This window comes from Mycobacterium sp., from assembly GCF_035314665.1.
In the GTDB taxonomy this organism is placed as follows: domain Bacteria; phylum Actinomycetota; class Actinomycetes; order Mycobacteriales; family Mycobacteriaceae; genus Mycobacterium.
This window is the reverse complement of sequence record NZ_DATFZD010000368.1, coordinates 20,768-42,373: the sequence shown is the minus strand read 5'-3', so window position 1 is coordinate 42,373 and position 21,606 is coordinate 20,768. Positions and strand designations below refer to the sequence as shown.

General features: G+C 63.3%; 29 protein-coding genes, 1 tRNA gene and 1 pseudogene. 11 read left to right on the top strand and 20 right to left on the bottom strand.

Going from position 1 to position 21,606, the window contains the following annotated elements; genetic code table 11:
* Positions 1 to 318 precede the first annotated feature (318 nt).
* Genes VKI00_RS25705 through VKI00_RS25690 form a run of 4 tightly spaced genes read left to right on the top strand, consistent with a single transcriptional unit; the run spans position 319 to position 2,800 of the window.
* Positions 319 to 954 carry a helix-turn-helix transcriptional regulator gene (locus VKI00_RS25705; protein WP_324443314.1) on the top strand — a complete coding sequence of 212 codons (636 nt, stop codon included), beginning with the start codon at positions 319 to 321 and terminating at the stop codon, positions 952 to 954.
* Positions 938 to 1,714, top strand: coding sequence for a hypothetical protein (locus VKI00_RS25700; protein ID WP_324443313.1), 777 nt, complete (start codon positions 938 to 940; stop codon positions 1,712 to 1,714). Before VKI00_RS25705 ends, VKI00_RS25700 begins: the two co-directional genes overlap by 17 nt.
* A 19-nt stretch (positions 1,715 to 1,733) precedes the next feature.
* Positions 1,734 to 1,946 (top strand): hypothetical protein, encoded by a 213-nt coding sequence (locus VKI00_RS25695; RefSeq protein ID WP_324443312.1) that lies wholly within the window; start codon positions 1,734 to 1,736, stop codon positions 1,944 to 1,946.
* Positions 1,946 to 2,800 (top strand): exonuclease domain-containing protein, encoded by an 855-nt coding sequence (locus VKI00_RS25690; protein WP_324443311.1) that lies wholly within the window; start codon positions 1,946 to 1,948, stop codon positions 2,798 to 2,800. Before VKI00_RS25695 ends, VKI00_RS25690 begins: the two co-directional genes overlap by 1 nt.
* A gap of 108 nt (positions 2,801 to 2,908) precedes the next feature.
* Here VKI00_RS25690 and VKI00_RS25685 read toward each other — a convergent pair whose 3' ends face one another.
* The 9 genes from VKI00_RS25685 to VKI00_RS25645 all read right to left on the bottom strand — a co-directional run bounded on the left by VKI00_RS25685 (position 2,909) and on the right by VKI00_RS25645 (position 6,586).
* On the bottom strand, positions 2,909 to 3,676 hold the full coding sequence (locus tag VKI00_RS25685; RefSeq protein ID WP_324443310.1) for a PE-PPE domain-containing protein: 768 nt from the start codon (positions 3,674 to 3,676) through the stop codon (positions 2,909 to 2,911).
* Between the two features lie 278 nt (positions 3,677 to 3,954).
* Complete coding sequence (locus VKI00_RS25680; protein ID WP_324443309.1) at positions 3,955 to 4,191, bottom strand: hypothetical protein; 237 nt, start codon at positions 4,189 to 4,191, stop codon at positions 3,955 to 3,957.
* 183 nt (positions 4,192 to 4,374) lie between these two features.
* Positions 4,375 to 4,524 carry a hypothetical protein gene (locus VKI00_RS25675; RefSeq protein WP_324443308.1) on the bottom strand — a complete coding sequence of 50 codons (150 nt, stop codon included), beginning with the start codon at positions 4,522 to 4,524 and terminating at the stop codon, positions 4,375 to 4,377.
* Positions 4,521 to 5,009, bottom strand: a complete 489-nt coding sequence (locus VKI00_RS25670; RefSeq protein ID WP_324443307.1) for a hypothetical protein — start codon at positions 5,007 to 5,009, stop codon at positions 4,521 to 4,523. Before VKI00_RS25670 ends, VKI00_RS25675 begins: the two co-directional genes overlap by 4 nt.
* Positions 5,003 to 5,356 carry a hypothetical protein gene (locus VKI00_RS25665; RefSeq protein WP_324443306.1) on the bottom strand — a complete coding sequence of 118 codons (354 nt, stop codon included), beginning with the start codon at positions 5,354 to 5,356 and terminating at the stop codon, positions 5,003 to 5,005. Before VKI00_RS25665 ends, VKI00_RS25670 begins: the two co-directional genes overlap by 7 nt.
* On the bottom strand, positions 5,353 to 5,568 hold the full coding sequence (locus VKI00_RS25660; protein ID WP_324443305.1) for a hypothetical protein: 216 nt from the start codon (positions 5,566 to 5,568) through the stop codon (positions 5,353 to 5,355). Before VKI00_RS25660 ends, VKI00_RS25665 begins: the two co-directional genes overlap by 4 nt.
* Positions 5,558 to 5,983 carry a hypothetical protein gene (locus VKI00_RS25655; RefSeq protein WP_324443304.1) on the bottom strand — a complete coding sequence of 142 codons (426 nt, stop codon included), beginning with the start codon at positions 5,981 to 5,983 and terminating at the stop codon, positions 5,558 to 5,560. The genes VKI00_RS25660 and VKI00_RS25655 overlap by 11 nt, the downstream gene beginning before the upstream one ends.
* A complete protein-coding gene (locus VKI00_RS25650; RefSeq protein ID WP_324443303.1) occupies positions 5,976 to 6,230 on the bottom strand; it encodes a hypothetical protein in 255 nt (84 codons plus the stop codon). Before VKI00_RS25650 ends, VKI00_RS25655 begins: the two co-directional genes overlap by 8 nt.
* An 8-nt stretch (positions 6,231 to 6,238) precedes the next feature.
* Positions 6,239 to 6,586 (bottom strand): hypothetical protein, encoded by a 348-nt coding sequence (locus VKI00_RS25645; protein WP_324443302.1) that lies wholly within the window; start codon positions 6,584 to 6,586, stop codon positions 6,239 to 6,241.
* A gap of 366 nt (positions 6,587 to 6,952) precedes the next feature.
* On the opposite strand from VKI00_RS25645, the pseudogene VKI00_RS33890 reads away from it, so the two are divergent.
* Positions 6,953 to 7,057: pseudogene (locus tag VKI00_RS33890) on the top strand (DUF2510 domain-containing protein); the annotation flags it as partial.
* A gap of 120 nt (positions 7,058 to 7,177) precedes the next feature.
* The gene (locus VKI00_RS25640; RefSeq protein ID WP_324443301.1) at positions 7,178 to 8,143 is read left to right on the top strand and encodes a hypothetical protein; all 966 of its coding nucleotides are present in this window, start codon (positions 7,178 to 7,180) and stop codon (positions 8,141 to 8,143) included.
* Positions 8,144 to 8,299: 156 nt separating this feature from the next.
* On the opposite strand, the gene VKI00_RS25635 is transcribed toward VKI00_RS25640, so the two are convergent.
* From VKI00_RS25635 to VKI00_RS25620, 4 genes are all read right to left on the bottom strand, one after another.
* Entirely contained in the window at positions 8,300 to 9,826 is a 1,527-nt protein-coding gene (locus tag VKI00_RS25635; RefSeq protein ID WP_324443300.1) for a YfjI family protein, read from the bottom strand.
* A complete protein-coding gene (locus VKI00_RS25630) occupies positions 9,823 to 10,836 on the bottom strand; it encodes a bifunctional DNA primase/polymerase (RefSeq protein ID WP_324443299.1) in 1,014 nt (337 codons plus the stop codon). Before VKI00_RS25630 ends, VKI00_RS25635 begins: the two co-directional genes overlap by 4 nt.
* Before the next feature lie 90 nt (positions 10,837 to 10,926).
* Positions 10,927 to 11,697: a hypothetical protein gene (locus VKI00_RS25625; RefSeq protein ID WP_324443298.1), complete on the bottom strand. Its 771-nt coding sequence runs from the start codon at positions 11,695 to 11,697 to the stop codon at positions 10,927 to 10,929.
* A 53-nt stretch (positions 11,698 to 11,750) separates the two neighbouring features.
* A complete protein-coding gene (locus VKI00_RS25620) occupies positions 11,751 to 12,005 on the bottom strand; it encodes a helix-turn-helix domain-containing protein (RefSeq protein ID WP_324443297.1) in 255 nt (84 codons plus the stop codon).
* A gap of 24 nt (positions 12,006 to 12,029) precedes the next feature.
* On the opposite strand from VKI00_RS25620, the gene VKI00_RS25615 reads away from it, so the two are divergent.
* The gene (locus VKI00_RS25615) at positions 12,030 to 12,539 is read left to right on the top strand and encodes a helix-turn-helix transcriptional regulator (protein WP_324443296.1); all 510 of its coding nucleotides are present in this window, start codon (positions 12,030 to 12,032) and stop codon (positions 12,537 to 12,539) included.
* Entirely contained in the window at positions 12,536 to 13,783 is a 1,248-nt protein-coding gene (locus VKI00_RS25610; RefSeq protein ID WP_324443295.1) for a site-specific integrase, read from the top strand. The genes VKI00_RS25615 and VKI00_RS25610 overlap by 4 nt, the downstream gene beginning before the upstream one ends.
* A 23-nt stretch (positions 13,784 to 13,806) precedes the next feature.
* Here VKI00_RS25610 and VKI00_RS25605 read toward each other — a convergent pair.
* The 5 genes from VKI00_RS25605 to VKI00_RS25585 form a co-directional block, all read right to left on the bottom strand.
* Positions 13,807 to 13,879: transfer RNA gene (locus VKI00_RS25605), tRNA-Ala, on the bottom strand.
* A gap of 44 nt (positions 13,880 to 13,923) precedes the next feature.
* Positions 13,924 to 14,946 carry a gephyrin-like molybdotransferase receptor GlpR gene (gene glpR / locus VKI00_RS25600; RefSeq protein WP_324443294.1) on the bottom strand — a complete coding sequence of 341 codons (1,023 nt, stop codon included), beginning with the start codon at positions 14,944 to 14,946 and terminating at the stop codon, positions 13,924 to 13,926.
* Positions 14,947 to 15,081: 135 nt separating this feature from the next.
* Positions 15,082 to 15,693: a GNAT family N-acetyltransferase gene (locus VKI00_RS25595; protein ID WP_414687289.1), complete on the bottom strand. Its 612-nt coding sequence runs from the start codon at positions 15,691 to 15,693 to the stop codon at positions 15,082 to 15,084.
* 63 nt (positions 15,694 to 15,756) lie between these two features.
* Entirely contained in the window at positions 15,757 to 17,070 is a 1,314-nt protein-coding gene (gene glp, locus VKI00_RS25590; protein WP_324443292.1) for a gephyrin-like molybdotransferase Glp, read from the bottom strand.
* Positions 17,071 to 17,135: 65 nt separating this feature from the next.
* A complete protein-coding gene (locus VKI00_RS25585; RefSeq protein WP_324443291.1) occupies positions 17,136 to 18,044 on the bottom strand; it encodes a UTP--glucose-1-phosphate uridylyltransferase in 909 nt (302 codons plus the stop codon).
* A 76-nt stretch (positions 18,045 to 18,120) separates the two neighbouring features.
* On the opposite strand from VKI00_RS25585, the gene VKI00_RS25580 reads away from it, so the two are divergent.
* A complete protein-coding gene (locus VKI00_RS25580; RefSeq protein ID WP_324443290.1) occupies positions 18,121 to 18,717 on the top strand; it encodes a 5-formyltetrahydrofolate cyclo-ligase in 597 nt (198 codons plus the stop codon).
* A 10-nt stretch (positions 18,718 to 18,727) separates the two neighbouring features.
* Here VKI00_RS25580 and VKI00_RS25575 read toward each other — a convergent pair whose 3' ends face one another.
* Complete coding sequence (locus VKI00_RS25575) at positions 18,728 to 19,453, bottom strand: HNH endonuclease family protein (protein ID WP_324443289.1); 726 nt, start codon at positions 19,451 to 19,453, stop codon at positions 18,728 to 18,730.
* Positions 19,454 to 20,049: 596 nt separating this feature from the next.
* Here VKI00_RS25575 and VKI00_RS25565 point away from each other — a divergent pair.
* Together VKI00_RS25565 and VKI00_RS25560 are read left to right on the top strand one after the other, a co-directional pair.
* Positions 20,050 to 20,397 (top strand): FmdB family zinc ribbon protein, encoded by a 348-nt coding sequence (locus VKI00_RS25565; RefSeq protein ID WP_324443287.1) that lies wholly within the window; start codon positions 20,050 to 20,052, stop codon positions 20,395 to 20,397.
* Positions 20,398 to 20,462: 65 nt separating this feature from the next.
* Positions 20,463 to 21,134, top strand: coding sequence for an SAF domain-containing protein (locus tag VKI00_RS25560; RefSeq protein WP_324443286.1), 672 nt, complete (start codon positions 20,463 to 20,465; stop codon positions 21,132 to 21,134).
* An 18-nt stretch (positions 21,135 to 21,152) separates the two neighbouring features.
* Here VKI00_RS25560 and VKI00_RS25555 read toward each other — a convergent pair whose 3' ends face one another.
* The gene (locus VKI00_RS25555; RefSeq protein WP_324443317.1) at positions 21,153 to 21,575 is read right to left on the bottom strand and encodes an MscL family protein; all 423 of its coding nucleotides are present in this window, start codon (positions 21,573 to 21,575) and stop codon (positions 21,153 to 21,155) included.
* Positions 21,576 to 21,606: the final 31 nt, after the last annotated feature.

Below are 21,606 nucleotides of genomic sequence, written 5' to 3'. Positions count from 1 at the left end.
GGACTCGACGTTTTGAGCAAATCCCGAACCGACCCCCTACCGCCCACAGAACAGGAGGCCACGCCGGCGGCACTAACTGCTTGAACCCGAAGTCGAAGAATCACACGACGACGTCGTACACCACGTCCCTGGACTTGACCTGCTGCTTCACGCATTGCGCTTCACGCCTCCGCGACGGGTGGCCTGCTCCTGGTCGGCGATCCACGCCTGAACGTCTGACCGGCGGTATCGAATGCGACCTCTGGGACCCAGCGAGAAGCTGGGCGGCCCCTTGTCCGCCGTTGGTCCCACGCCGTCGAAAAGGCCAAAGGTGGCGGCGTGCTTAGTGGCCTCTACACCCCCCAGGACATTGACAGCCTCATCGCCAGCAACGTCCAGCGGTACAGGACAGCGAAAGGGCTATCCCAGGCGGAACTGGCCACCGCTATGAGCCACGACGGCTATCACATCCACCAACAGACAATTCAAAAGATCGAAAAAGGCAGCCGGCCGCTGAAATACAGCGAAGCAGTCAGAATCTGCAACGTCTTGGGGATCAGCCCTCTCCACCTTGCCGACGGCGGTGAGCGGACGGCGGCGAACGCGGTCTTCATGTCAAGCTCGGATGCGTTTGAGAAGAAGCAGGCCGCGCTGCGCGATTTTGCCGACCGTCTTGTGCCGCTGCTTCTTCACCTAGCGCTCACCCTCGGATTTCAAAGAAGCGGAGACGAACGTTCGCAGCCTGATGCCTATCTTCTCGAGCAGGCGAACTTCTGGCTCAACTACAACTGGGGCAAGGGACTCAACGTCGCCATCATGGAAAAGCTGCGCGAAGATCGATGGCTGTCGACCATTCGTCCCGAGATAGATGCACCCACGTACAGAGAGATCCTGGAGCGGGCGATTGAAGATGTAAAGGCCATCAAGCCCGGTGATCCAGCCCCGTGGGAGAGCAACGATGCCTCAGAGACGTAACCGGCGAAGCGGCATCGAGGACCGTTGGACGAAAACAGTCCGAACCGAGCACGGCAACAGCCAGTCCGTTCCCAGCGCTAATCGTGGCAAGGGGAAGCGCTGGCGGGCCAGGTATGTCGATGAGGAAGGTCGCGAACACGCGAAGGGCTTCGCCCGTAAGACAGATGCCCAGAAGTGGCTCGACTCCGATGTCACCGCCAAGTTCGCCACCGGAACCTACGTCGCGCCGTCCGCTGGACGGGTCACGGTAGCGAACGTTTACCAGTCGTGGTCCGTTGCCCAAGCACATATCTCGGTCAAGACCGCGGCCTCACGCCGTAGTGCGTGGAGCAGTCGTGTGGAGCCGCAATGGGGCGACACGTTGGTTGTTGACGTACGCCCTGCGGCCATCCGCGCTTGGGTAGCGGCGATGGTCGCAGAGGGTGCGGGTACACCGATTGTCGAGAACGCCTTTGGCGTCCTCCGTCAGGTGCTGGGTGCGGCGGTAGAGGATCGGCGCATCCCGCGCAATCCGTGTGATGGCGTGCGCCTTCCCAAACGCAAGCATTCCGACCGTGGCTACCTCAGCCATGAACAGGTCGCCGCTCTCGCTTCCGCAGTAGAGCGACAGGGTGAAGTTGTCCGATTCCTCGCTTACACAGGCTTGCGGTGGGGCGAGATGGCCGCTCTCCGAGTGCAGGACTTCGACATGCTGCGCCGCCGCGTGAGCGTGTCGCGTTCCGTCACGGAATCCGGCGGGCTGGTAGTGGAGCACCCCTAAGACATGGGAGCGGCGGTCAGTGCCCTTCCCTGCCGTGTTGTGCGACGAACTGTCCGCGTTGATGGTCGGCAAGGGCCGCGACGATCTGGTTTTCACCGATCAGCGCGGCGGCGTCCTTCGGAACTCCAACTGGCGGGCGAGGGTGTTCCGGCCGGCGGTAGCGGAGTGCCAGGTGGCGGATGAGACGTTTCCGAGGATCACGCCACACGACCTGCGCAACGCCGCTGGTTGATGCGACCGCCCGAGGAGGTCGATCACTTCGACTCGTTCAACATATGGATTCACGGCATCACCGAGGACATGGTTGCGAGCGAACCCCGCTGGAAACACGCCCTGCCCAACATCATCGACTTCATCGGCGATGATGTGGTGGTCGCCCACAACGCCGGGTTCGACATCGGCGTCATCCGGTACGCCTGCGCGGTGGACAACATCGAATGGCCGGAGATGCGGTTCCTCTGCACGATGGTTCTCGCACGCCGGGCGCTATCGCTTCCCTCCTACCGGTTGCCATTTGTCCTTGACGCGCTAGGCGGTTCCCTCGACGACCACCATGACCCTCTGGCGGACGCTCTTGCCGTGGTGGATATTGTCCGTGGACTCGCACGCAGGAACGCTGTCGATAACCTGGAGGCGCTGGCCGATTCGGTCGGCGTATGCGTCGGACAGATGACCAGCGGCATCTATCTGGGCAGCGTGGCGACCTGGGGAAGCGGCTCGCGGCTCGTTCGACCTGAGTTGAATCCGAATGCTGACCCTGACGGCTACCTCTACGGCCGCGTTGTGGTGTTCACCGGCACGCTTATGTCGATGAATCGACAATTCGCCTGGTGCGAGTGCGCACGCGTCGGCGCAATCGCCGAATACCAAACCACGAAGCGAACCAACGTGCTTGTCATTGCTGACATCAACCCCGCAGTGCTGCGACCCGGCTCGACTCTAACCGCGAAGGCGCGGAAGGCGTTCGAACTGCAAGACAAAGGTCAAGACATCGAAGTGATGACCGAGGACGACTTTATTCGAAGCCTCGACGGGAACCCCTTATACGGCGGCGCGCGTCGGCCCGGAAGCCGGCCGAGTGGCTAGCAGTGGCCCGGGAACTGACAATGAATGAGGAAACGATCCGGCGTATCGGCGCAGGCTTGGCGCTCGGCTGGCTGCTAGCCGCAGCAATCATCGGGGTGTCTCCCTTGGTCACGGGATTGTTGCGACTGGTTCGGGTGTTTGCGGCGGAACAAGCGGGGCCGATCCGACCTGTTCATCGGTGGCGGCAGCTAGTTGTGCTGCGGTGGGTATGGGGCGGGTGTAGGCGGTGTCGATTTCGGCGCGTTTCGTTTCGTCACCCATCGGGAGGGTCTGGTTGGGTATCAGGATGGCGGTGATGTTTCCGCGCCGCTCAATAACATTGGCGGGATTGTTGAGTTGCGCTTTAGTGTAGTTGTGAACGTGCTTTTTCCCCAACTTGGAGTTTTCCAGCGCTATCGCGTAGCCGGGGGCGCTGGTTTTGTCGGGCCAGTCTGACCAGCCGTCGTATTCGTTGGCCACCATGGTCACATCATTGGCGATGGTGAGGGGGATACCGTTTTTGCCGTAGCGCTGGTTTTCGGCGAAGGTTGCGCCAGCCAGCAACACATGCACTCCGGGCGGCAAAGTGTGTTGGGACAGAAACATTGAAATGACTTGTGTGCCAAGGCTGAACCCCATGAGGGTGGCGCCGCTTTTAATGACACCGGCTTGGACGAGAGCCCAAATTTGGTCGACGCCATCCTGGTTGTGCAGGCCGTCTGCTTTGTACGCCACTTTTTGGCAGGGGCATTGTGTGCCGCCGAACTGTGCTTGGGTGACGTTGACGGACCAGGCCACTCCATCGCCGTCGAAAGGTTCCAGCGTGAATGTGTCGGCGTGGGCTGTTGTGACCGAAAACAGTAGTGCCGCAAGAGCTGCCGCGAAAGATTTAATCATATCTTCAGCAGTTTCCTTATGTCGGAGCGCATGTCAGACCATCCTAGACCCTCTCCATCGACCCCGTTGCGTAACTTCTCCTGACTGGCGTAGCACATGGTGATCGAATTGAATTCCGGTGTGGTGTATACACGTTGGGCCTCTGCGACCAAAGCACACCCTGACCAAACCCCAACCCGGCGCACCGCTCAGGCAACCTGACCTGGGCGGTGCTTTTTTGGCCTCTGGCTGCCCGCCTGCGGGCCTGGCGGGCCGGGGGCGGTGGCCTCGTCGCGCCGTCAGAACCTTCTGCGCCACAGCCCCGCCCACGTGGGCACCTTCGATGGCTTGGCTTCCGGCGCTGGCGGCTGCTCGCCGTGCGCGACGGCCGGGTGATCCAGCCGCCGGTCGCTGTCGAGTGCTGGCGCGGTATTGCGGGACCGCTGCTTACGCTGCAACAGCAGCTCGCGGGCCAGCGCGGCCAGCAGCGCCAGGCAAAGCAACCCGGCCACCGCCACCACGATGATGTTCGTCACCTGGCTGGCTCACCCCCGGCCCTGGATAAGTGAGGCCGGGAGCGGGCCAGGCCGCTTCGCGCGGGATACCCCATGCACTCGCAGCGGTGGGCGGCATACCAAGTGTACGGCGAACGGGCACCGACTACGGGGAAAGGATAAGTAAGCCCCGTGGCCGGTGCCGTCGACCGCGCCCGATCAAACTCACACCCGCTGTGCGACTTTCACCTGTTCCCGGTAGGGACAGTCGCCCGTGTGGTCGGCGGACTGCATCTGACCCGCCACCTCGTAGAACACCGCACGGCACAGCGGCCACGGGCACTTGGCAAGGGGTACCGGGCTTTTGGTGGTCATCCTTCGCGTTCCCGCTGACGCAGGATAGACAGGCCGCGCATCATCGCATACGACACCGGGGCACCCGGTGGCAATTGGCGCGTTGGCTGTGTAGCGGCCCGGTCCATGTCATCCTGGTAGGCGGCGCGGACCTCGGTTTCCACGGCTTTCAGGTGTGCTTTCATCAATTCGGTTGTCCCTTCGTGGGTTTGGAGAAGCTGCGCTTCGATGGTCGAAAGGTCTTCCGCCAGCGCATGTTCGCGGCTGATTGTCCAGTGGCAGCTTTCATCATCCCAAGACCCGTAGTATTGCTTCAGACCGGCATAAGCCATGCGCGCCAGCAGGGTTAGCACCTCGCGGGCCATATGGGGGTCTGCCATCGTGTCATCGAGCGCGCTGCTGATCCGGTCACCACTGCCCATAAGACGCAGGGCCAGGACGCGCACGGGGTAATCATGGCTTTCCAGCGCGGCCACCACGCACGGCCTTGTTTCGATGTTCACCATCTCGCCCGCATCCTTTCCAGCGCAGCCTGTTTCGGCGTCATATCCCACTCGCCGCGAATCCGATAGAGTTCAACGATGGCCTGGCGTCCGGTGAGTCTTGGCTTGGGCCAGCGCATTGCAAGTGTCTCTAGTTGCCGGTGTTTCGCAGACATGCTGCGCGTGCCCGGCAGGCCACCGTCCGCCCACTGGCGGACCAGGCGTATCGGCGCGTCATCCGAGATACGGGCCAGCCGTTGCAACGTCGAAAGTTCCTCCCGCTCAGCGGTTGACAGGCGGACTCCGCTGAAACGCTCCTTTTCCATCAAGTCAACGATCCGCATTCTCTGACGGCGGTTGACCTCGGTCATGGTTTCACCTCGGGTTGGTAGTCACCCGAAAACCCGGCCCCGCCCGGCGCTTTCGCGGTGTGCGCGGCGCGGAATGTGGTGGTGGCGCTGTGCCCCCAGCCACGGCCGGAACTGCTGTCGGCCCACGGTCCTGGCGCATCCATGTCCGGCCATCCACCGTCGGGTGCGGTGCAATCGGAGCCGTCGATGAACGATCCACCGTCACTTGCCATTGCAATCCTCCACAACTCTCAGGCACGCTGGTTCCAACGCGCGCAACACATCCCGCAAAGCGTCCACTGCCTCAGTGCGGTAATCAGTCGAAAACCGTTGGTTATCAATAAGCTCGGCGGCGCAGCCGGCCAGTGTGACTAGCGCCGGGTTCGCGGCCTTCGCCTCGTCGGGCAGAGACTCCAGGAGGTCATCGACCATCCTGCGGTAGAAACCCTTAACATGAAAAGCCAACGGGTGCAAATGGTATCGCTTCTCGGGACCGTCGGTGTACAGCAAGTCATGAGAGCAGTCAGCGAAAACCTGCTGCGCCCCCAGTCGCACCGATTCGGGGCGGGCCTCGTTGTCCATCACTGCGCACGCCACCCGCGCCCATTCCAGGATGTCGCTGCGCTGCGCTATCACCCGCTCACTCATCGCGGCCACCCCTGCCGACGCGCAACTGGGCACTCAGTTCAACTAGCACACTGCGGTTCAGGCCCGGCGCGGCGCTCCCACGCTCGGAGTGGAACTGCACTTCCTTGTACCGGTCGACGTTCACCGCCGCCGCGAGTGGCCTGGTCGGCGTCCATTCCTCCGGCCGAAAGACACTGAGGTCACGGCGCACACCGTCGGTGCAGAGCCACGCTGTCGGCCAAGGCAATTCAGGCCCGCGAGAACGCATCTTCGACATCAGACACCACCCCGAACAACAACAGGACGGCGGTTGATCTTGCCTGTCCGCTTGGCGGCGTCGTCGGGCAGGTTCAGTTGCCTGGCCAGCCGCCGGATCGACTCGCGGTGCGCGCGTAGCTCGGCGTACACCGGGTGCATAATCGCTTGTCCCCGTGAGCCTTTCACCGTTGCGGAAACGTGCTTCGACACCGTAGTGAGGCGTCCCAATTCGTCGGTGGCACAGCACACTTCACGCAGCAACTCGTATTCCGTTGGCGTCAAGTCGTACCGGCCGACCACATCGCGCCACAAGGCGCGGCCTCGCGGGCCAACCTCCTTCGGTGGGCGCTTCGGCATCGCTTCCATAGCGGCCATCATACGCCCCGAAACCCGTTGCAATACACCAACGTTCGCCGGGTTTGCCCAGGCCAGGACGAATGTTTGCTGGGAACCGGCCGAAAACTACCGGTTGCGATTTTTCCCGATGCCTGAGCATCGGGGTGGTCAGTTGCATAAAAAACGGCGATCTGGTGCTGGCCACGGCAGGCCGCGTCGGGTAAGTCCGGTGAGTTTAGCAGCGACCTGGATTCGCGTTTTCGCTTCAAACGACCCGGCCAGGTTGCCGCATCGACAGCCTGGCAGGTCGCATACTTGCCACCATGACCGACGTAATCGGAACGCTCGCAGTGTCCTGATGGAGCTTAGGCTAGGGTCGGCTACCGAAGGGAAGTCGTGACCGCACCTTTGCCACCGCCGGGCTGGTATCGGGACCCGGCAGGCCAGCCTGGCTGGCGCTGGTTCGACGGCAATGACTGGACGAATTTACGCTCAAATTCCGTGGATCAGCCAGCGCCCGCCAAGTCCGCAAGTCCCCTCCGGACGTTGGCGCGATGGTACGTGCGCGTCGTATTCCTAATCCCACTATTCGTAGTGGTCGGCGTCAATATCGTATTGATCTTGACGCTTATCTACGTCGCCGTGCCGGTATTCCTGGCAAATCTGTTCTACCGGCTTGCACTGCAGTGGGGATTCCAGCCGCACTTTACATGGGGGTGCGCGGGGGCTGTGATGGCTGCGCCCATCGTCGCATTTCTGCTCGGCCCCGTCGCCATGTGGCGACGGGTGAACCGAGTTAGTTTCCGGTCGGTTTGGAGCCAGGAGTACGCACAAGGGATATTCCTGACCACGGGCAGCGTGTCTGGCATCTTAGGAGTGGGACTTCTGGCCGAGGCGATGCAAATGACGGAGCGGTGGGATAGGTTGGAGCACATTTTCAGCCAAGCCCTCCCGTTCGGCATACTGCTTGCCGTGCTTCTTGGCGTCCAGGCACCGAACGCACTGCAACCTTACCTCCGAGTATTCGGCGTGGTCGCGATTATCGTGTTGGTTGCTGGGGCCTATGCGCCTCCGGGGAAGCGGACAGAGCCCTATCTAAGCGTTCTTGGAACCGCTATCGGCTTGTTGGCCGTCAGCGTGATTGTCGCGCTTACCGTCACTTGGACAACGAATCGGCCGGCAATTTTTCGTCTCACTTCCAGCCAGGACATTTGGACCCTAAACCTGATGGATCGACTTCTTGGTCTGCCGGTGGGGAAAGTATTTTCCGCTCTCGTTGGGTGGCTACGTTCACTCGTTGGGTGGCTGCGTTCACTCGTTGAGTCGGTGCGTTCGCCGTCGAAGCTGTCCGGTCGCGCCGTTTTTCTCGTGCTTGCTTTTCTGTGGATTGGCGGCGGGGTGGTATCTTATTTGCCCCATCGCCACATAACCCTAACCAGCGCCTTTACGATGTGGAATGTGGGCTTCGCGCTATCGGTGCTTTATGCGCTCGCGATCGAGACTTGGCGCGTCAAAACTACTATGAGAGCATCGTTCACTTCGACTGACCCGCCCTCGGGGGCGGGTACTGGTCGACCATCTGGCTAACTCGTTTGCGCTCTGGGACAGTTTGGACAGAACCCCGAATCCTTGCGAGGCTTCGGACCATTGGACATATCGGACAGTTTGGACAGAACCCGACCGTGAGCGGGTTTATGTCCAATATGTCCAAACTGTCCGATATGTCCAATGGTCAGTAGACTTTCACGACCGGACCACCTTGTATCGCGGCGACGGTTGTCGGCCTGGGCGGTTCTCTTTGGGTGTCTCGATCTTGATTAGGTAGCCATGATCTATCAGTCGCGCCAGCGGCGAAGCCATCTCGGCTTTCGTCGGGAACCGTGACCGGGCTTCCCGGTGTATGTCACGCTCCGAAAGTTCGTCAACGTCTAGGCGTTCGATACGGTCCAACAGATAGGCGGCTTCGGCGGAAACCTGATCGGCACCCATCTCAGCGAAAGCGTTGACAGCACACGCTTTGAAATATCGTCCGATGCGGTAGGCCGCTTGGATTGTTGCCGACGTGACCGGCTTGTCGTATCCCTCGTGGCCGTGGGTGGCCAGGTGCAGTATGCCCGCGATTCTGGTGACTGCCCCAACGAATTTCGATCCCCAGTCGGCCATCGTCGCCATCTCACCGTCACCGGCGAGTGTCGGTTCTATCTCTGCGGCTATCGCCGTGATCCTTTTTTTACCGTCGTCGGTGACTGTGAGAATCATCGGGTCGCTGGCCCATTCGATCATTCCGGTGATCAGGTTGGCGATTGTCTTGTCGTAGGCGTCGATCACGGCTTGGGCGGGGTCGGCGGGTTCTACGTTGCGACGGCCCACTTTTGACACCGGATAGGCGTAAAGGAACCGTGCCAGTAGGCCGCGCCCCCGGAACTCGCGTTGGGAGGCTATCTCCGACAGCACTATTGGTTGGGTCATCAAGCCGAGCGTCAACGCGGGCCTCGGAATATGTTCCGGCGCACGGTCTTTGCGGTCAACCCTCAACATGTCACCGGAATGCCCTTTCAGCCACAGATCCATGTTGGGCTTCTTGGAGTAGCGACCGGCGATGATGTCGAAAATTCCGCCTTCGGCTGAGATGATGGCGAGGCGTCCACCCTGGTCGGCTAGCAACGTCGCGGCCGCCTCGGGTGTGATGTCGTCGGCCAGTATCCGCGTAATAGCCGGTACGTCAACGGAATTGGCGAACGCGGTCGCGGCCAGCAGTTCCTCCTGGGCTTTGTTGCGGTCGGCGTCCGTTGCGTCGTGGTCGACCAGCATTCCCGCTAAGACGTTGCGTTGTTTGTCGACAGCTTTCATCGCTGCCTCTTTAAGTGCTTGCGCCTCGACGCGTTTGGCTTCGCTGCCTTTGGCCAGATGAATTTCGACGCCGATCAGCGGTGTCACCATGAACCGTTGCACCGCCGATTTTCGTTCACCCGATATGGCGATGGTGTTGGTATACAGGTGGAGTGGTTCCTGCCAGGCTCCGCGTATCTGGATCATGGCGTAACCTCCGGTGCAGGCCGAGAGCGCCGACAGCGCCGAAACCCCGGCCATCGCCGGATCGGTTTGTGTCGCCTCCGCTATGGCTCCCACCATGTCCGCAATCGGTGGTGGTAAAGCGTCGGTGGGGAACGCGGGTATCGGAACTCTGGCCGTCAACGGCACCGGGGGTTCCGGTGTCTCGTCCGGTGTAGGTATGTCGTCCATTGGCTGAACGCCGTCGGCGTTGATCATGCGGCGCCCCTTCGTGTTTGGGCTAGGTGCTTGGCGGCGGCCCTTAAATCGCCGCCGTGTTCCAGCACGGCGTATGCGCGGAACCTCGTGTACCCGTGCGGGTCTGACTGTTCGGTAACGTCGAACGGCGTGTTGGGGCTGTAGACGAACAGGCAGCCGTGCCTGATCGTGGCCGACCATTCCGACGTGTGGGTGGGGTGGCACCACTTCGCGCCGTCTGCGTTCGGTTCGCGGCTGGTCGACGTCCAACGGTGCGGGGTGAGAACGTCGGACCAGGTGTGTTCGGCGCAGAAAGCATCCGCTATCGACTCACCGTGGTAGTCGCCGCGCAATTGTGTGTGTTGTGTGTGTTGTGTGTTTTGTGTTTCGGGCCTGAGGAGTCGGACCAGCCAGGGCGGCGGGGCAGCGACCGGCGCGTCAACCCGCACGTAAGGCTTGCCGGTGTCGGGATGAATGGACGGCGGCAACACCACATAGCCCGCCGACGTTTTAATGTCGATTCCCGGCCCCAGGTTGGCCGCTGACAGCTTGCCGGGCGGGCGGCGGTAGAACCGGTGCCACCCGCCGTCGCCGCGCCCGGTGAGCGTCGTGAGCGTGTCGGGCAGTGCCCCGTATCTGTGCCGAAGTGCGGCAAGCGATTCCAGTCCGTTCTTGCGCGGGTCAAGGTCGAGCACGAACATCGACTCCGGTACCCGCCCGCCGATGTTGCATCCGGCATACCGGCCCGACCACCATGCGATGACCGCTTCGATATCGGTGCTGGCGTCCAAAACTCCGTGACCGTTTAGCCCGCATTCGCCTTTGCATGTCTCCCGCTCGCGGCTGCCTTTCGGGTGCGGGTTGCCGATGGCCGGTGCTTTGCCGCGCAGCGGAAACACCGCCCATCCGTGCATGGCGTATTCGATGGCGTGGGTGCCGGGGTCGGTGGCTTCGATGATGCTGGCCTGAAACTCGCGCAGCGCCAGTGCTTCGGCGGTCAGCTCGATTCGCCGCGTGCTAGGATCGCTCACTAGATCACCCTCCGGTTTCGGGTGGTTGGTGTTGGTTGGTTTGGTGTGATGATGTGCCCCCGGTTTGTTGCGCCGAGGGCCATCGTCGTTTTAGCTACTCACACTTAGGCCACCAACCTCCGCGATGACCCGCTCAAGACCGTTTTTAGCGTCCAACAAATCGTCTAGGAAAGCTTTCTTAATTGCGCTGCGCGCCTCGGGGAACCGATCATCCGCCAGGCTGTCCAGCAGCAATTCGATGTTGGCGCGGATCTGCGGCACGGCATCGCGGAAGTCATCAGTGAGGGGCGGTTGCTTTGATTGCGGTTGCGGTTCAACGGTTTCCGGGTCAACGGTTTCCGAGTTGTCGGATGATTCCGGTTCCGGTTCAACGGTTTCCGGCTCCGACTTGTTGTGCTTGCGCGGCTGCGTCGTGCCGTTGAGGCTGACCACATTCTCAGGTAGTGGACAACCCTGTCCACCCTGTTCCAGTTCGCACTGATCGTTTTGCACAGTGCCTTTGGACACGCCCAGCACATCAGCAACAAGCCGCTGTGACAGTTGTTTACCGGACATCAGCGCCACCAATGATTTACGTTCCGCCCTGTTAACGGGCTGGATCTGTGCGGCGTCTTTGAACCATGCGGGCCATGAAACACCCAGTGCCTTATGGATTTCTCCGCGTGCCGCCTGCTCGATCAGGTCGAGCAGGACTTCGCTACGGTCCACCAAGGTTCCGGCGGTGGTGGTGACTTTCGCCCTGGCGGCGCGAACTTTTTTGTCGAGTGCTTTCGCTTCCTTCTCCGAAAGTGGCGCAACCAGTTCACCGTCCACGGTTTCTACGGTGTCCAGTTCGGTTGTGTTGGTGTCGTTGGTGGTCACAAGTGTTATTCCCTATCAGTTTTCGTTGTTTTTGTTTGGGGGTTTGGTTGGGGTCATGCTGTTTTCTCCCGCTGGGCAAGCCATTTCATCACGGCAGATCGTTTCCATACGCGGCGTCTGCCGAGTTTGAATGATGGCGGGCCGTCGCCGGTGAATGCCCAATAACGCCACGTCGACGCTTTGGTGCCGGTTATGTCTTCCAATTCTTTCGCGTTCATATATTCGCTGGCCATCGGCTCCATTCCTACTTTCGCCGTATATTCCAAGGTGGCTAATACCATCCTGACCAGCGGAGCTGGTGGTGTCAAGCAAAACAGCGTATTATGCCAGATGTGAATAAAGAGAAGTTAGCCGCAGCCGAATTACGGAACACGCTTAAGCGGCTGCGAACCGATCGCGGCTGGTCAATGGCCGAGATGGCGGAACTGTTGACCGCCAAAGGTTTAACGGCATACCAGACCACGATAACCAAAATCGAGGCCGGCAACCGGGCCGTCCAGATCGACGAATTGGTTGCTTACGCAGACATTTTCGAGTGCAGCGTGGACACTCTGCTGGGGCACACCACCACTGCGGCGGGTGACAAGTCGGTTGCGGTGTCGGCGCTGGTCAACTTGGCCTTGGCCGCGCTATGGGGGACACAAGACACCGCAGCAAGGCTGAGCCGTGCGATCGCCAATGTCGACGGTTACACACTGACCAGGCACGAGAAAAATTTGCGCACCGGCTGCGTCAACGCACTTGACGCGATGGACGACGTGATAACGGCAGTCGACAACACCACCACCCAGAACGCAATCAGCTTCATTCTGGAGCAGAACCGACCGGAGAGCCTGAAATGACAACACGAGGCAGGCGCGCGGGCGTCGAGGATCGCTGGACTAAATCGGTTCGCGACGATGACGGCAACACCAAGACGGTGCCCAGCTCGGAGCATGGCCGTGGGCTGCGCTGGCGGGCACGCTACGTGGACGACGATGGCCGTCAGCACTCAAAAGCATTCGAGCGCAAGGCCGATGCTCAGGCATGGCTGAACGAGATTAATTCCGAGTTCATCACCGGCACCTATGTCACACCGGCAGCCGGCCGGGTGACGGTGGCGTCGGTGTACGCATCATGGTCGCCATCGCAAGGGCACATCTCGGCCAAGACGGCAGCCACCCGGCGAAGCGCATGGGGCAGCCGAGTGCAGCCGCGCTGGGCCGATGTTGCGGTGGTCGATGTGAAGACATCAGCCGTCAAGGCATGGGTGGCCAAGATGGTCGCCGAAGGTGTCGGCATCGCTGGTATCGAGAACGTGTTCGGCCTGCTGCGCCAGGTGCTCGGTGCCGCCGTCGAGGACCGGCGCATTCCCCGGAACCCTTGTGACGGTGTAAAATTGCCGAACCGCCAGCATGCCGACCGGGGTTATCTGTCGCATGCTCAGGTGGCCGCGCTGGCGAAAACTGTTGATCGGCACAGCGAGGTCGTCCGGCTCTTGAGCTACACCGGCTTGCGGTGGGGTGAGATGGCCGCGCTGCGGGTGTGCGATTTCGACATGCTGCGCCGCCGGGTCAACGTGTCCCGCTCGGTCACCGAGTCCGGTGGTCTGGTGTGGAGCAGCCCGAAGACTCACGAGCGCCGGTCGGTGCCGTTCCCGGCGGCGCTGGCCGACGAGCTGGCCGCGTCGATGGTCGGCAAGGCCCGCGACGAGCTGGTGTTCACCGACATGCGCGGCGGGGTACTGCGTAACTCCAATTGGCGGGCACGGGTGTTCGAGCCAGCGGTGCGTCGGTGCCAGCAGGACGACGACACGTTTCCGACGATCACGCCGCACGACCTGCGCCACACGGCGGCATCGCTGGCGGTGTCGGCGGGTGCCAACGTGAAAGCGTTGCAACGGATGTTGGGCCACGCCAAGGCCAGCATGACGTTGGACACCTACGCGGACCTGTTTGATGACGATCTGGACGGCGTTGCTGCGAGCTTGGACGCGGCCATCGCGAAAGCGTCCGCAGCGGCCATCGCGGCGGGCTCGGGCCGATTTCTTGCTCCCCCGCTGCTCCCCGGCGGGTCTCATGGACCCTCGTCAGCTAAGTCTGATTAGGCCGCTGACTGGCGTTTCATGTGTGGAGCTAAGGGGATTCGAACCCCTGACCTACTCGATGCGAACGAGTCGCGCTACCAACTGCGCCATAGCCCCTGATCGCTAGCAGGCTACCAGTCAGGACGTCCGTCGCCGAACCGTTACTGCCCGGCGGCTCGCGGCAGGTCCCGGTGCCAGCCGTAATCGCGCGCGTAGGGCTCGTAGTCGAGATGCTCGAAGATCGGATCCTCGTCGTCGATCTCCAGGACGACGGCCCCCGGGCGCCGCAGTCGCGACGGGACCACGTCGAACTCGCGGTCGTAGGTGTTCTCCACGCCCAGCCGCGACCGCGCCATCCGCTGCATGCGGCGACGATGCACGCGCTCCTCAATCCGGGTCTGGCGGCGCAGATATCCCAGGTAGAGCACGGTCACCGCTGCGGTGGTGCTGCAGAACCACCATGCCGTTGGGGTCAGCAGGAACGCTGTCGCCGCCGATCCGACCAACGTCAGCGCCATGACCAACAGCACCCGCTTGCGCGCCGCGTACTTGCGGGCGATGACGGCAGCGGCGGTTTCCGGATCGTATCGATGCCGCCGCGAGAACGCGTGAGTGCCGGTCGCGGGCGGTTCCTCGGCGACCGGTATCCCCGAGGTGTCGTCGACGTATTCGTATTGATCGCCCTCGTCATCGCCCTCGTCCGGGTCCTCGGAGTCCTCGGTCTGGAACTCGGCGTCGGCGTCCTCGTCAACGGCGGTCTCGACCTCGGCCACCGGCTCGGGTTCCTCGTCGGCCGCGGACAGCGCGGCGGCGTCTGTCTCGACCACCTCGTCGTCCAGACTCTCCGGCTCGGTCTCCTCGACCACCGCGGCAGCGACCGTGACGACTGTGACGCCCGTGCCGCGCGATAGCGGCATTTCCTCGGTGTCGCCCGAGTCGAGGTCGTCCAGGTCCTCGTGTTCGTCCTGCTCAGGCTGCCAGTCAGGGTCACTACGATGCCCTGCGGCGGGTCCCCCGCGCTTGATCAGCCTTGCGGCCGCATCGCTGTTGAGCACGCGGGTCGCCAAGGCGACATCGCTGGTGCGCCGCACGGCGTCGCGCTTACTGATCAACATCGGGACCAACACGAACAGCCAGAGCACCACGAGCGATATCCACAACAACGATTGCGGGATGCTTGGCATGGTGACCTGCTCCTTTCCCTGCCAGGCTAGGCCGGCAGCCGGCGCATCCGGTCGAGGCGCGCCCAGGACAATTACACACCTGTAATTTGCCTATGACAAGCACCACCAGTCACAAATGTCACATTTGCAACACCATCAAGCCCAGGTGGCGTGCCCGTCGCGCACCAGAGCCGACGTCACCGACCCGTAGACCTCTTCGGCCGTCAGACCCACCAACAGGTGATCCCGCCAGTCCCCGTCGACTTGGAGGTAACGCCGCAGCAGCCCCTCCTCGCGGAACCCGACCTTTGCCAGCACAGCCCGGCTCGCCGCATTCTCCGGTCGCACGGTGGCTTCCACGCGATGCAACATCACCGGACCGAAGCAGTGATCCAGGCCCAGCGCCAACGCTCCGGTGGCAACGCCGCCACCGGTGACCGAGCTGGACACCCAGTAGCCGATCCATGCCGACCGCAATGCCCCGTGAGTGACGTTGCCGATCGTCAGCTGTCCACAAAACTGGCCGCCCAGTTCGATCACATACGGCAGCATGCGACCCTTGCGAGCTTCCGACCGCAGACTCGAACATAGCGCTGGCCAAGACGAAATCGTATGCCGCGCAGTCCAATCAGTCTCGGTGCTGGGCTCCCAAGGCTCCAGGTGGGCACGGTCGGCCACCCGGGCGCGGCTCCACTGCGCGGCGTCGCGCATGCGCACCGGCCGCAGCCGGATCACACCGGCGGAAACCCGCAGCGGTCCCACGACCATCGGCCAACCGGGATGCTGGGAGCTGGTGCGCCACGGGTTCACGAGCGGAGTCCAACGTATCGCTCAGCCACGCTGAGCCAGGAACGCGACGTCGACGATCTCGCCAATGCGGATCTGCTCGGCCTCACGGGAAATCACAACCAGACAGTTTGCCTCGGCCAGCGTTGCCAGCAAGTGCGACGAGGCGCCGGGCGCACCGCCCAGCGGCTGCACGAGGTATTCACCGGTGTCCTGATCGCGCATGAGCTGTCCGCGCAGAAAGCCCTTGCGGCCGGAAACCGATGTAATCGGTGACAGCGTGCGCGCCTGCACAATCCGGCGCATCGGCTGCCGCTTACCCAGCGACAACCGGATCAGCGGTCGGACCATCACCTCGAAGACCACCAACGCACTGACCGGATTCGCCGGCAACAGAAACGTCGGGACACCCTCGCGGCCCAGTTGCCCGAAACCCTGCACGGATCCGGGATGCATTGCGACCCTGGTGACTTCCATCTCGCCGAGCCCGGAGAGCACCGAGCGCACGGCCTCGGCTGCTGCGCCGCCGACCGCGCCGGCGATCACCACGATCTCGGCACGGTTGATCTGACCCTCGACGACTTCACCGAGCTCTTTCGGGTCGTTGCTGACGATGCCGACCCGGTTCACCTCTGCGCCCGCGTCCCGGCCGGCGGCCGCCAGGGCATAGGAGTTGACGTCGTAGACCTGTCCGTTGCCCGGGGTGCGCGAGATATCAACCAGCTCACCACCGACGGCGAGCACCGACAGCCGCGGGCGCGGATGAACCAAAACCCGGTCGCGGCCCACCGCGGCAAGCAGCCCGACTTGCGCCGCACCGATGATCGTCCCCGCCCGCACCGCGACATCGCCGGGCTGGACATCGTCGCCGGTGCGGCGCACGTAGGCACCCGATCGCACGCCGCGCAGCACCCGCACCCGCGACTGCCCGCCGTCGGTCCATCGCAACGGCAAGACCGCATCGGCCAGTGTCGGCAGCGGGGCACCGGTGTGCACGCGCACGGCCTGCCCCGGCTGCAGCCTGCTGGGTGTACGCGTGCCGGCTTCGATGTCGCCCATCACCGGCAGCGTCACTCCGCCGGGCCCATCGGGCGATTCCTCCGCCTCGCCCGGGACTGCGCGCAGATGCTCGTCGCCGGTTTGGGCGCTGGACCCCTCGGCCGCACCGACGCCGAGCACGTCGACACTGCGGACCGCATAGCCGTCGATGGCGGCCTGGTCGAAACCGGGCAGCGGACGCTCGGTCACGACTTCTTCGGCGCACATCAGCCCCTGCGCCTCGGCAATGGCAACGCGAACGGGTCTCGGCGCCACCGCAGCGGCCGACACTCGCGCTTGTTGCTCCTCCACCGAACGCACAGCGCGCCTTTCTGCCGTCAACCCGTATCGGCACAACCGGACGGCGAAGACCGATCGGACTGCCGCTAGTCTTCGGCCAGACCCAATCGAGTCACCAGCCACCGCCGCAATTCCGGGCCGTAATCGTCACGGTCCAGTGCAAAGTCAACCGCAGCCTTCAGGTAGCCGCCGGGATTTCCCAAGTCGTGTCGGGAACCATGGTGCACGACAACGTGTACCGGGTGACCTTCGCGGATCAGCAACGCGATTGCATCGGTGAGCTGCATTTCACCGCCGGCGCCCCGATCGATGCGCTGTAACGCGTCAAAGATGGCGCGGTCGAGGACATATCGGCCGGCCGCCGCGTACATCGACGGAGCGTCTTCCCGCCGCGGCTTTTCCACCATGCCGTTGACCTTCAGCACGTCCTTGTTGGCACCGGGCACCGGCTCGACGTCGAAAACCCCGTAGGCGCTTATCTCTTCGGGAGAAACCTCGATCGCACACAACACGGTGCCGCCGTACTCGGCGCGCACCTTCGACATCGTCTCCAGCACGCCGGTCGGCAGCACCAAGTCGTCGGGCAGCAACACCGATACCGCGTCTTCGTCGGCCGACAGCACCGGCTCCACGCAGCTGATGGCATGTCCCAGCCCAAGTGGCTCGGCCTGCACGACGGACTCCACTTTGATCAGTCCCGGCGCGCGCCGCACCTTCGCCAGTATGGCCTTCTTGCCCCGCGCCTCCAGCGTGCCTTCGAGCACCAGGTCTTCGACGAAGTGCGCGACGACGCCGTCCTTGCCCTCGGAGGTGATGATCACCAGTCGCTCGGCTCCGGCCTCGGCCGCTTCGGCGGCCACCAACTCGATGCCGGGCGTGTCGACCACCGGCAACAGTTCCTTGGGCACGGTTTTGGTCGCGGGGAGAAAACGCGTGCCCAAACCGGCGGCGGGAACGATCGCGGTTCGCGGAACCGGAACCTGTGAGGTCGACATCGTGCAAACCATAATCGCAGCAGATTCTCCCGGCCCGTGTGGCGGGGTAAAAGCCGGGGCTGTAATCGTTGTCCGTATGGCAACCGCGGGCAAGGCCGCATTGCGGGAACGGCTGCTGGCAGCCCGCCGCTCGGTCGCGGACGACGTCAGGGCCGGCGAGGCGCGGTCGTTGACCGAACACCTCGATGCCGCGGTGAGCAGCGGCAGCACGGTGTGCGCGTACGTGCCGGTAGGCGCCGAGCCGGGTTCGCTCGAGATGCTGGATGTGTTGCTGCGACGGGCCGGCCGGGTGTTGCTGCCGGTTGCGCGTACCGCGGCCGACGACTCGCCGGTGGCCCTGCAATGGAGTGAATACCGACCGGGACGACTGGTGGTCGCGCGGTTCGGGCTGCTCGAACCGGCCGAGCCGTGGCTGCCGGCGACGACCGTGGCCGAGGCGAGCGTCGTGCTGGTTCCCGCGCTCGCCGTCGACCGCACCGGCGTGCGGCTGGGGCGGGGCCGCGGTTTCTACGACCGCACCCTGGTGCACCGCGATCCGCGGGCACGCCTGGTTGCCGTGATCCGCGATCAGGAGTTGGTCGACGAGTTACCGCAGGAGCCGCACGACGTGCCGATGACGCATGCGCTGACCCCCGGACGCGGCCTGATCGAGGTGGGCGCGGCCGCCGGTTAGCGACCCGCGCTCAGCAGCCTCGCAGCACCTGCCGCATGGCGTCTTTCTCTCGGCCCGACACCCACAGCTGGTAATCCGTCTTCACCTCGACCTGGCGGGCGACAAACGCGCACCGAAATGCCACGTTGGGCGGCAGCCAGGAGGCGGCGTCGCGAAACGCCTTGTCGAAGTTGACCCGACCGTCAACGGCCAGCAGGTTGCGCGGGTCATTGGCGAAGTCGAGGCGGCGTTGGTCGTCCCACGACCGCGCGCCCTTGTACCAGGCGTCCGACAGCGCCACCACATGGTCGATCTGCACGGCAGAAGAGGTGCCCGGGCCGCGCTCGAACACGATGGTCGCTCCGGTGTAGGGGTCGTGCAGGATGCCGCGCTGGGCAAAGCAGGTTCCCGGCCGCACCTGCAGGTCGGCCAGGTCGCGGCGCAGGATGTCGTCCCGGGTGTTGCAGCCGTTGTGGCCGAACTCCACGTTGACGTCGTCGCTCCAGGGCTCGCCGAATCGAACGCGGTTGAAGTCCTCGAAACGATCCCACCCCTTGACGGGCAGTGCCTCGAGCTCGCGCCGGGCCACGTCGTAGGCGGGTGTCGCCGGTTGGGTGGAGCCGGCGGATGACGCGGCGGTTTCCTGGCTTCGCACGTCGCGGACGTAGATCCACCCGACGGCGGCGGCGATCGCGAGGATGATCAGCAGCGCCAGGGTGTCCCTCCACCGGCTGTAGCTTCTCAGATGGGGTGTCATATCACTCGGCTCTGGCCTGCGGCGGTACGAGCTGTCTCACGTGGTGTTTGTCGCATCTCGAATGGATTTCGCGCTCTCGGCGTTGTGACCCGCATGGAGTCGAAATGAAGTTGAAACTTCTTCGCCTTTGCGCTGCGACGCTAGGCGCTGCTGCGGCGATTGTGTCTTCTGCTGCGGTTGCCAGCGCTGATCCGCCAGACCCGCACAAGCCGGACCTCACGAAGAGCTACTGCCCGGGTGGGCAATGGGGTTTTGGCAGTTTGGGAGTGTGCGACGGCGAGAAGTACCCCGACGGGTCCTACTGGCACCAGTGGATGAAGACATACATCGGCGGACCGAAATGGTATTACGATTGCGTCGGCGACAGCGGCAACAATACTTTCCCGGCACCGCCACCGCCTGGTGGCTGCGACGGGGCAATTCCGCCCGCGCCGCCTGCCCCGCCCGCAACCTGACCCCAACTGTCGATGGCAGCGAGCTGAGCACGACGCCAATTGACCGGTCACCGCGCCGGGCGGGAATGACACGGGCCACATAGCGGTTCTAGCACTTGAGACTGTAGAGTGCTAACCGTTTAGACCATCACGGAGGTTTGTGTGCCGACTTATAGCTACGCGTGCACCGAGTGCGACAACCGCTTCGATGTTGTCCAGGCCTTCACCGACGATGCGCTGACCACATGCGAGCAGTGCTCCGGTCGGCTGCGCAAACTGTTCGGCTCCGTCGGCGTGGTGTTCAAGGGCAGCGGTTTCTACCGCACCGACAGCCGTGAGTCCGCGAAGAGTTCGACCAACGGATCGGCCAAGTCGAGCTCGTCTTCGAGCACCGACGGGTCGAGCGGCAGCGACAAATCCGGCTCATCGGAAAAGTCGAGTAGCTCTGGCGACAAGTCTGCCTCGGCAAGCTCGAATGCCTCGAAGTCGGCGGCGGCAGCCGCAAGCTAGCCGGTTATCCACAAGCTGCTCGCCGGCGGCCGCGCCGAATACCCGGCCGCACTTACCGTTGCGGCGTGGGGGATTCCCTGAAATCGCTGAATCCATCGCTGCCGACTCGTATCTCGCAGTGGTTGCGCCCCGACTGGTCGCGGACCCTGCTCGCCCGGCGAATCGCCGCGGCCGGACTCGTCGTCCTTGCCGGCGTTGCGGCACTGCGGCCCAACCCCGACGGTGAGCGAACCCAGGTGGTGGTGGCGGCCCACGATCTCAGCCCCGGCGCAGCGCTGACCGCTGACGATCTCCGACTCGAAAAACGTTTAGTGCCAACGATTCCCGACGGGGCACAATCCGATATCGACACGGTTGTCGGGTCAACGTTGGCCGGGCCGGCTCGGCGCGGTGAAGTGCTGACCGACGTCCGGCTGCTGGGCCGCCGACTGGCCGAGTCGGCCGCGGGGCCAGACGCCCGGATCGTGCCCGTACATCCGGTGGACAGCGCGCTGATGGACCTGGTCCGGCCCGGCGATGTCGTCGACGTCGTCGCGGCGTCGGAGGCCAGCAGCCAATCGACCGCGAAGGTCGCCAGCGTCATAGCCACGGGGGCGATCGTGGTCCTGGTCTCGGCGAAGCAGAAGGGTCAAAGCGCGACAAGCGACCGGGTGGTGCTGGTGGCGCTGCCGGTCGCCGCAGCCAACGCCGTGGCCGGCGCCGCGTTGACGCAGACCATGACCCTCACCCTGCGTTAAGCGCGGGCGAAGCGTGTTTCAGGCGGCCGCCTGGACGCTGGCACAGTATTTGCATTTGTGCGCGGCCTCGGGGATGTCGGAGCAGCATTCCGCGCATGCCTTCGTCGTCGGCTCGTCGCCGAACACGGTGACCCCACGGCGCTTCTGGATGTGCTTGTAGGGCAACACGATCACGAGGTAGATGGTGGTCATGAAGACAATAAAGTAGACGATTGCCCCGATGAACGCTCCCATGTCGACGAAAGTCTCCTTGTTGCCTGCATCGCCGAGCTGCCAGCCCAAACCGAAGGTGGTATGGGGCTGGGCCGCCGCCACCAACGGATTGATGACACTGTCGGTAAAGGCCTTGACCAAGTTGGAAAAGGCCAAGGCCACAACCAACCCGACAGCGACGGTGATCACGTCGCCCCGCATCACGAAATCCCTGAATCCTTTAAGCACGAAAGCCACCTCCATCGCCACGAATTACTAG

Excerpts from the sequence above, each read along its gene's own strand:
- VKI00_RS25700 (WP_324443313.1), top strand. The coding sequence starts at position 938 with ATGCCTCAGAGACGTAACCGGCGAAGCGGCATCGAGGACCGTTGGACG.
- VKI00_RS25690 (WP_324443311.1), top strand. The coding sequence starts at position 1,946 with ATGCGACCGCCCGAGGAGGTCGATCACTTCGACTCGTTCAACATATGG.
- VKI00_RS25685 (WP_324443310.1), bottom strand. The coding sequence starts at position 3,676 with ATGATTAAATCTTTCGCGGCAGCTCTTGCGGCACTACTGTTTTCGGTC.
- VKI00_RS25675 (WP_324443308.1), bottom strand. The coding sequence starts at position 4,524 with ATGACCACCAAAAGCCCGGTACCCCTTGCCAAGTGCCCGTGGCCGCTG.
- VKI00_RS25670 (WP_324443307.1), bottom strand. The coding sequence starts at position 5,009 with ATGGTGAACATCGAAACAAGGCCGTGCGTGGTGGCCGCGCTGGAAAGC.
- VKI00_RS25665 (WP_324443306.1), bottom strand. The coding sequence starts at position 5,356 with ATGACCGAGGTCAACCGCCGTCAGAGAATGCGGATCGTTGACTTGATG.
- VKI00_RS25660 (WP_324443305.1), bottom strand. The coding sequence starts at position 5,568 with ATGGCAAGTGACGGTGGATCGTTCATCGACGGCTCCGATTGCACCGCA.
- VKI00_RS25655 (WP_324443304.1), bottom strand. The coding sequence starts at position 5,983 with ATGAGTGAGCGGGTGATAGCGCAGCGCAGCGACATCCTGGAATGGGCG.
- VKI00_RS25650 (WP_324443303.1), bottom strand. The coding sequence starts at position 6,230 with ATGCGTTCTCGCGGGCCTGAATTGCCTTGGCCGACAGCGTGGCTCTGC.
- VKI00_RS25645 (WP_324443302.1), bottom strand. The coding sequence starts at position 6,586 with ATGGAAGCGATGCCGAAGCGCCCACCGAAGGAGGTTGGCCCGCGAGGC.
- VKI00_RS25635 (WP_324443300.1), bottom strand. The coding sequence starts at position 9,826 with ATGATCAACGCCGACGGCGTTCAGCCAATGGACGACATACCTACACCG.
- VKI00_RS25610 (WP_324443295.1), top strand. The coding sequence starts at position 12,536 with ATGACAACACGAGGCAGGCGCGCGGGCGTCGAGGATCGCTGGACTAAA.
- glpR (WP_324443294.1), bottom strand. The coding sequence starts at position 14,946 with ATGCCAAGCATCCCGCAATCGTTGTTGTGGATATCGCTCGTGGTGCTC.
- VKI00_RS25595 (WP_414687289.1), bottom strand. The coding sequence starts at position 15,693 with ATGGTCGTGGGACCGCTGCGGGTTTCCGCCGGTGTGATCCGGCTGCGG.
- VKI00_RS25585 (WP_324443291.1), bottom strand. The coding sequence starts at position 18,044 with ATGTCGACCTCACAGGTTCCGGTTCCGCGAACCGCGATCGTTCCCGCC.
- VKI00_RS25580 (WP_324443290.1), top strand. The coding sequence starts at position 18,121 with ATGGCAACCGCGGGCAAGGCCGCATTGCGGGAACGGCTGCTGGCAGCC.
- VKI00_RS25575 (WP_324443289.1), bottom strand. The coding sequence starts at position 19,453 with ATGACACCCCATCTGAGAAGCTACAGCCGGTGGAGGGACACCCTGGCG.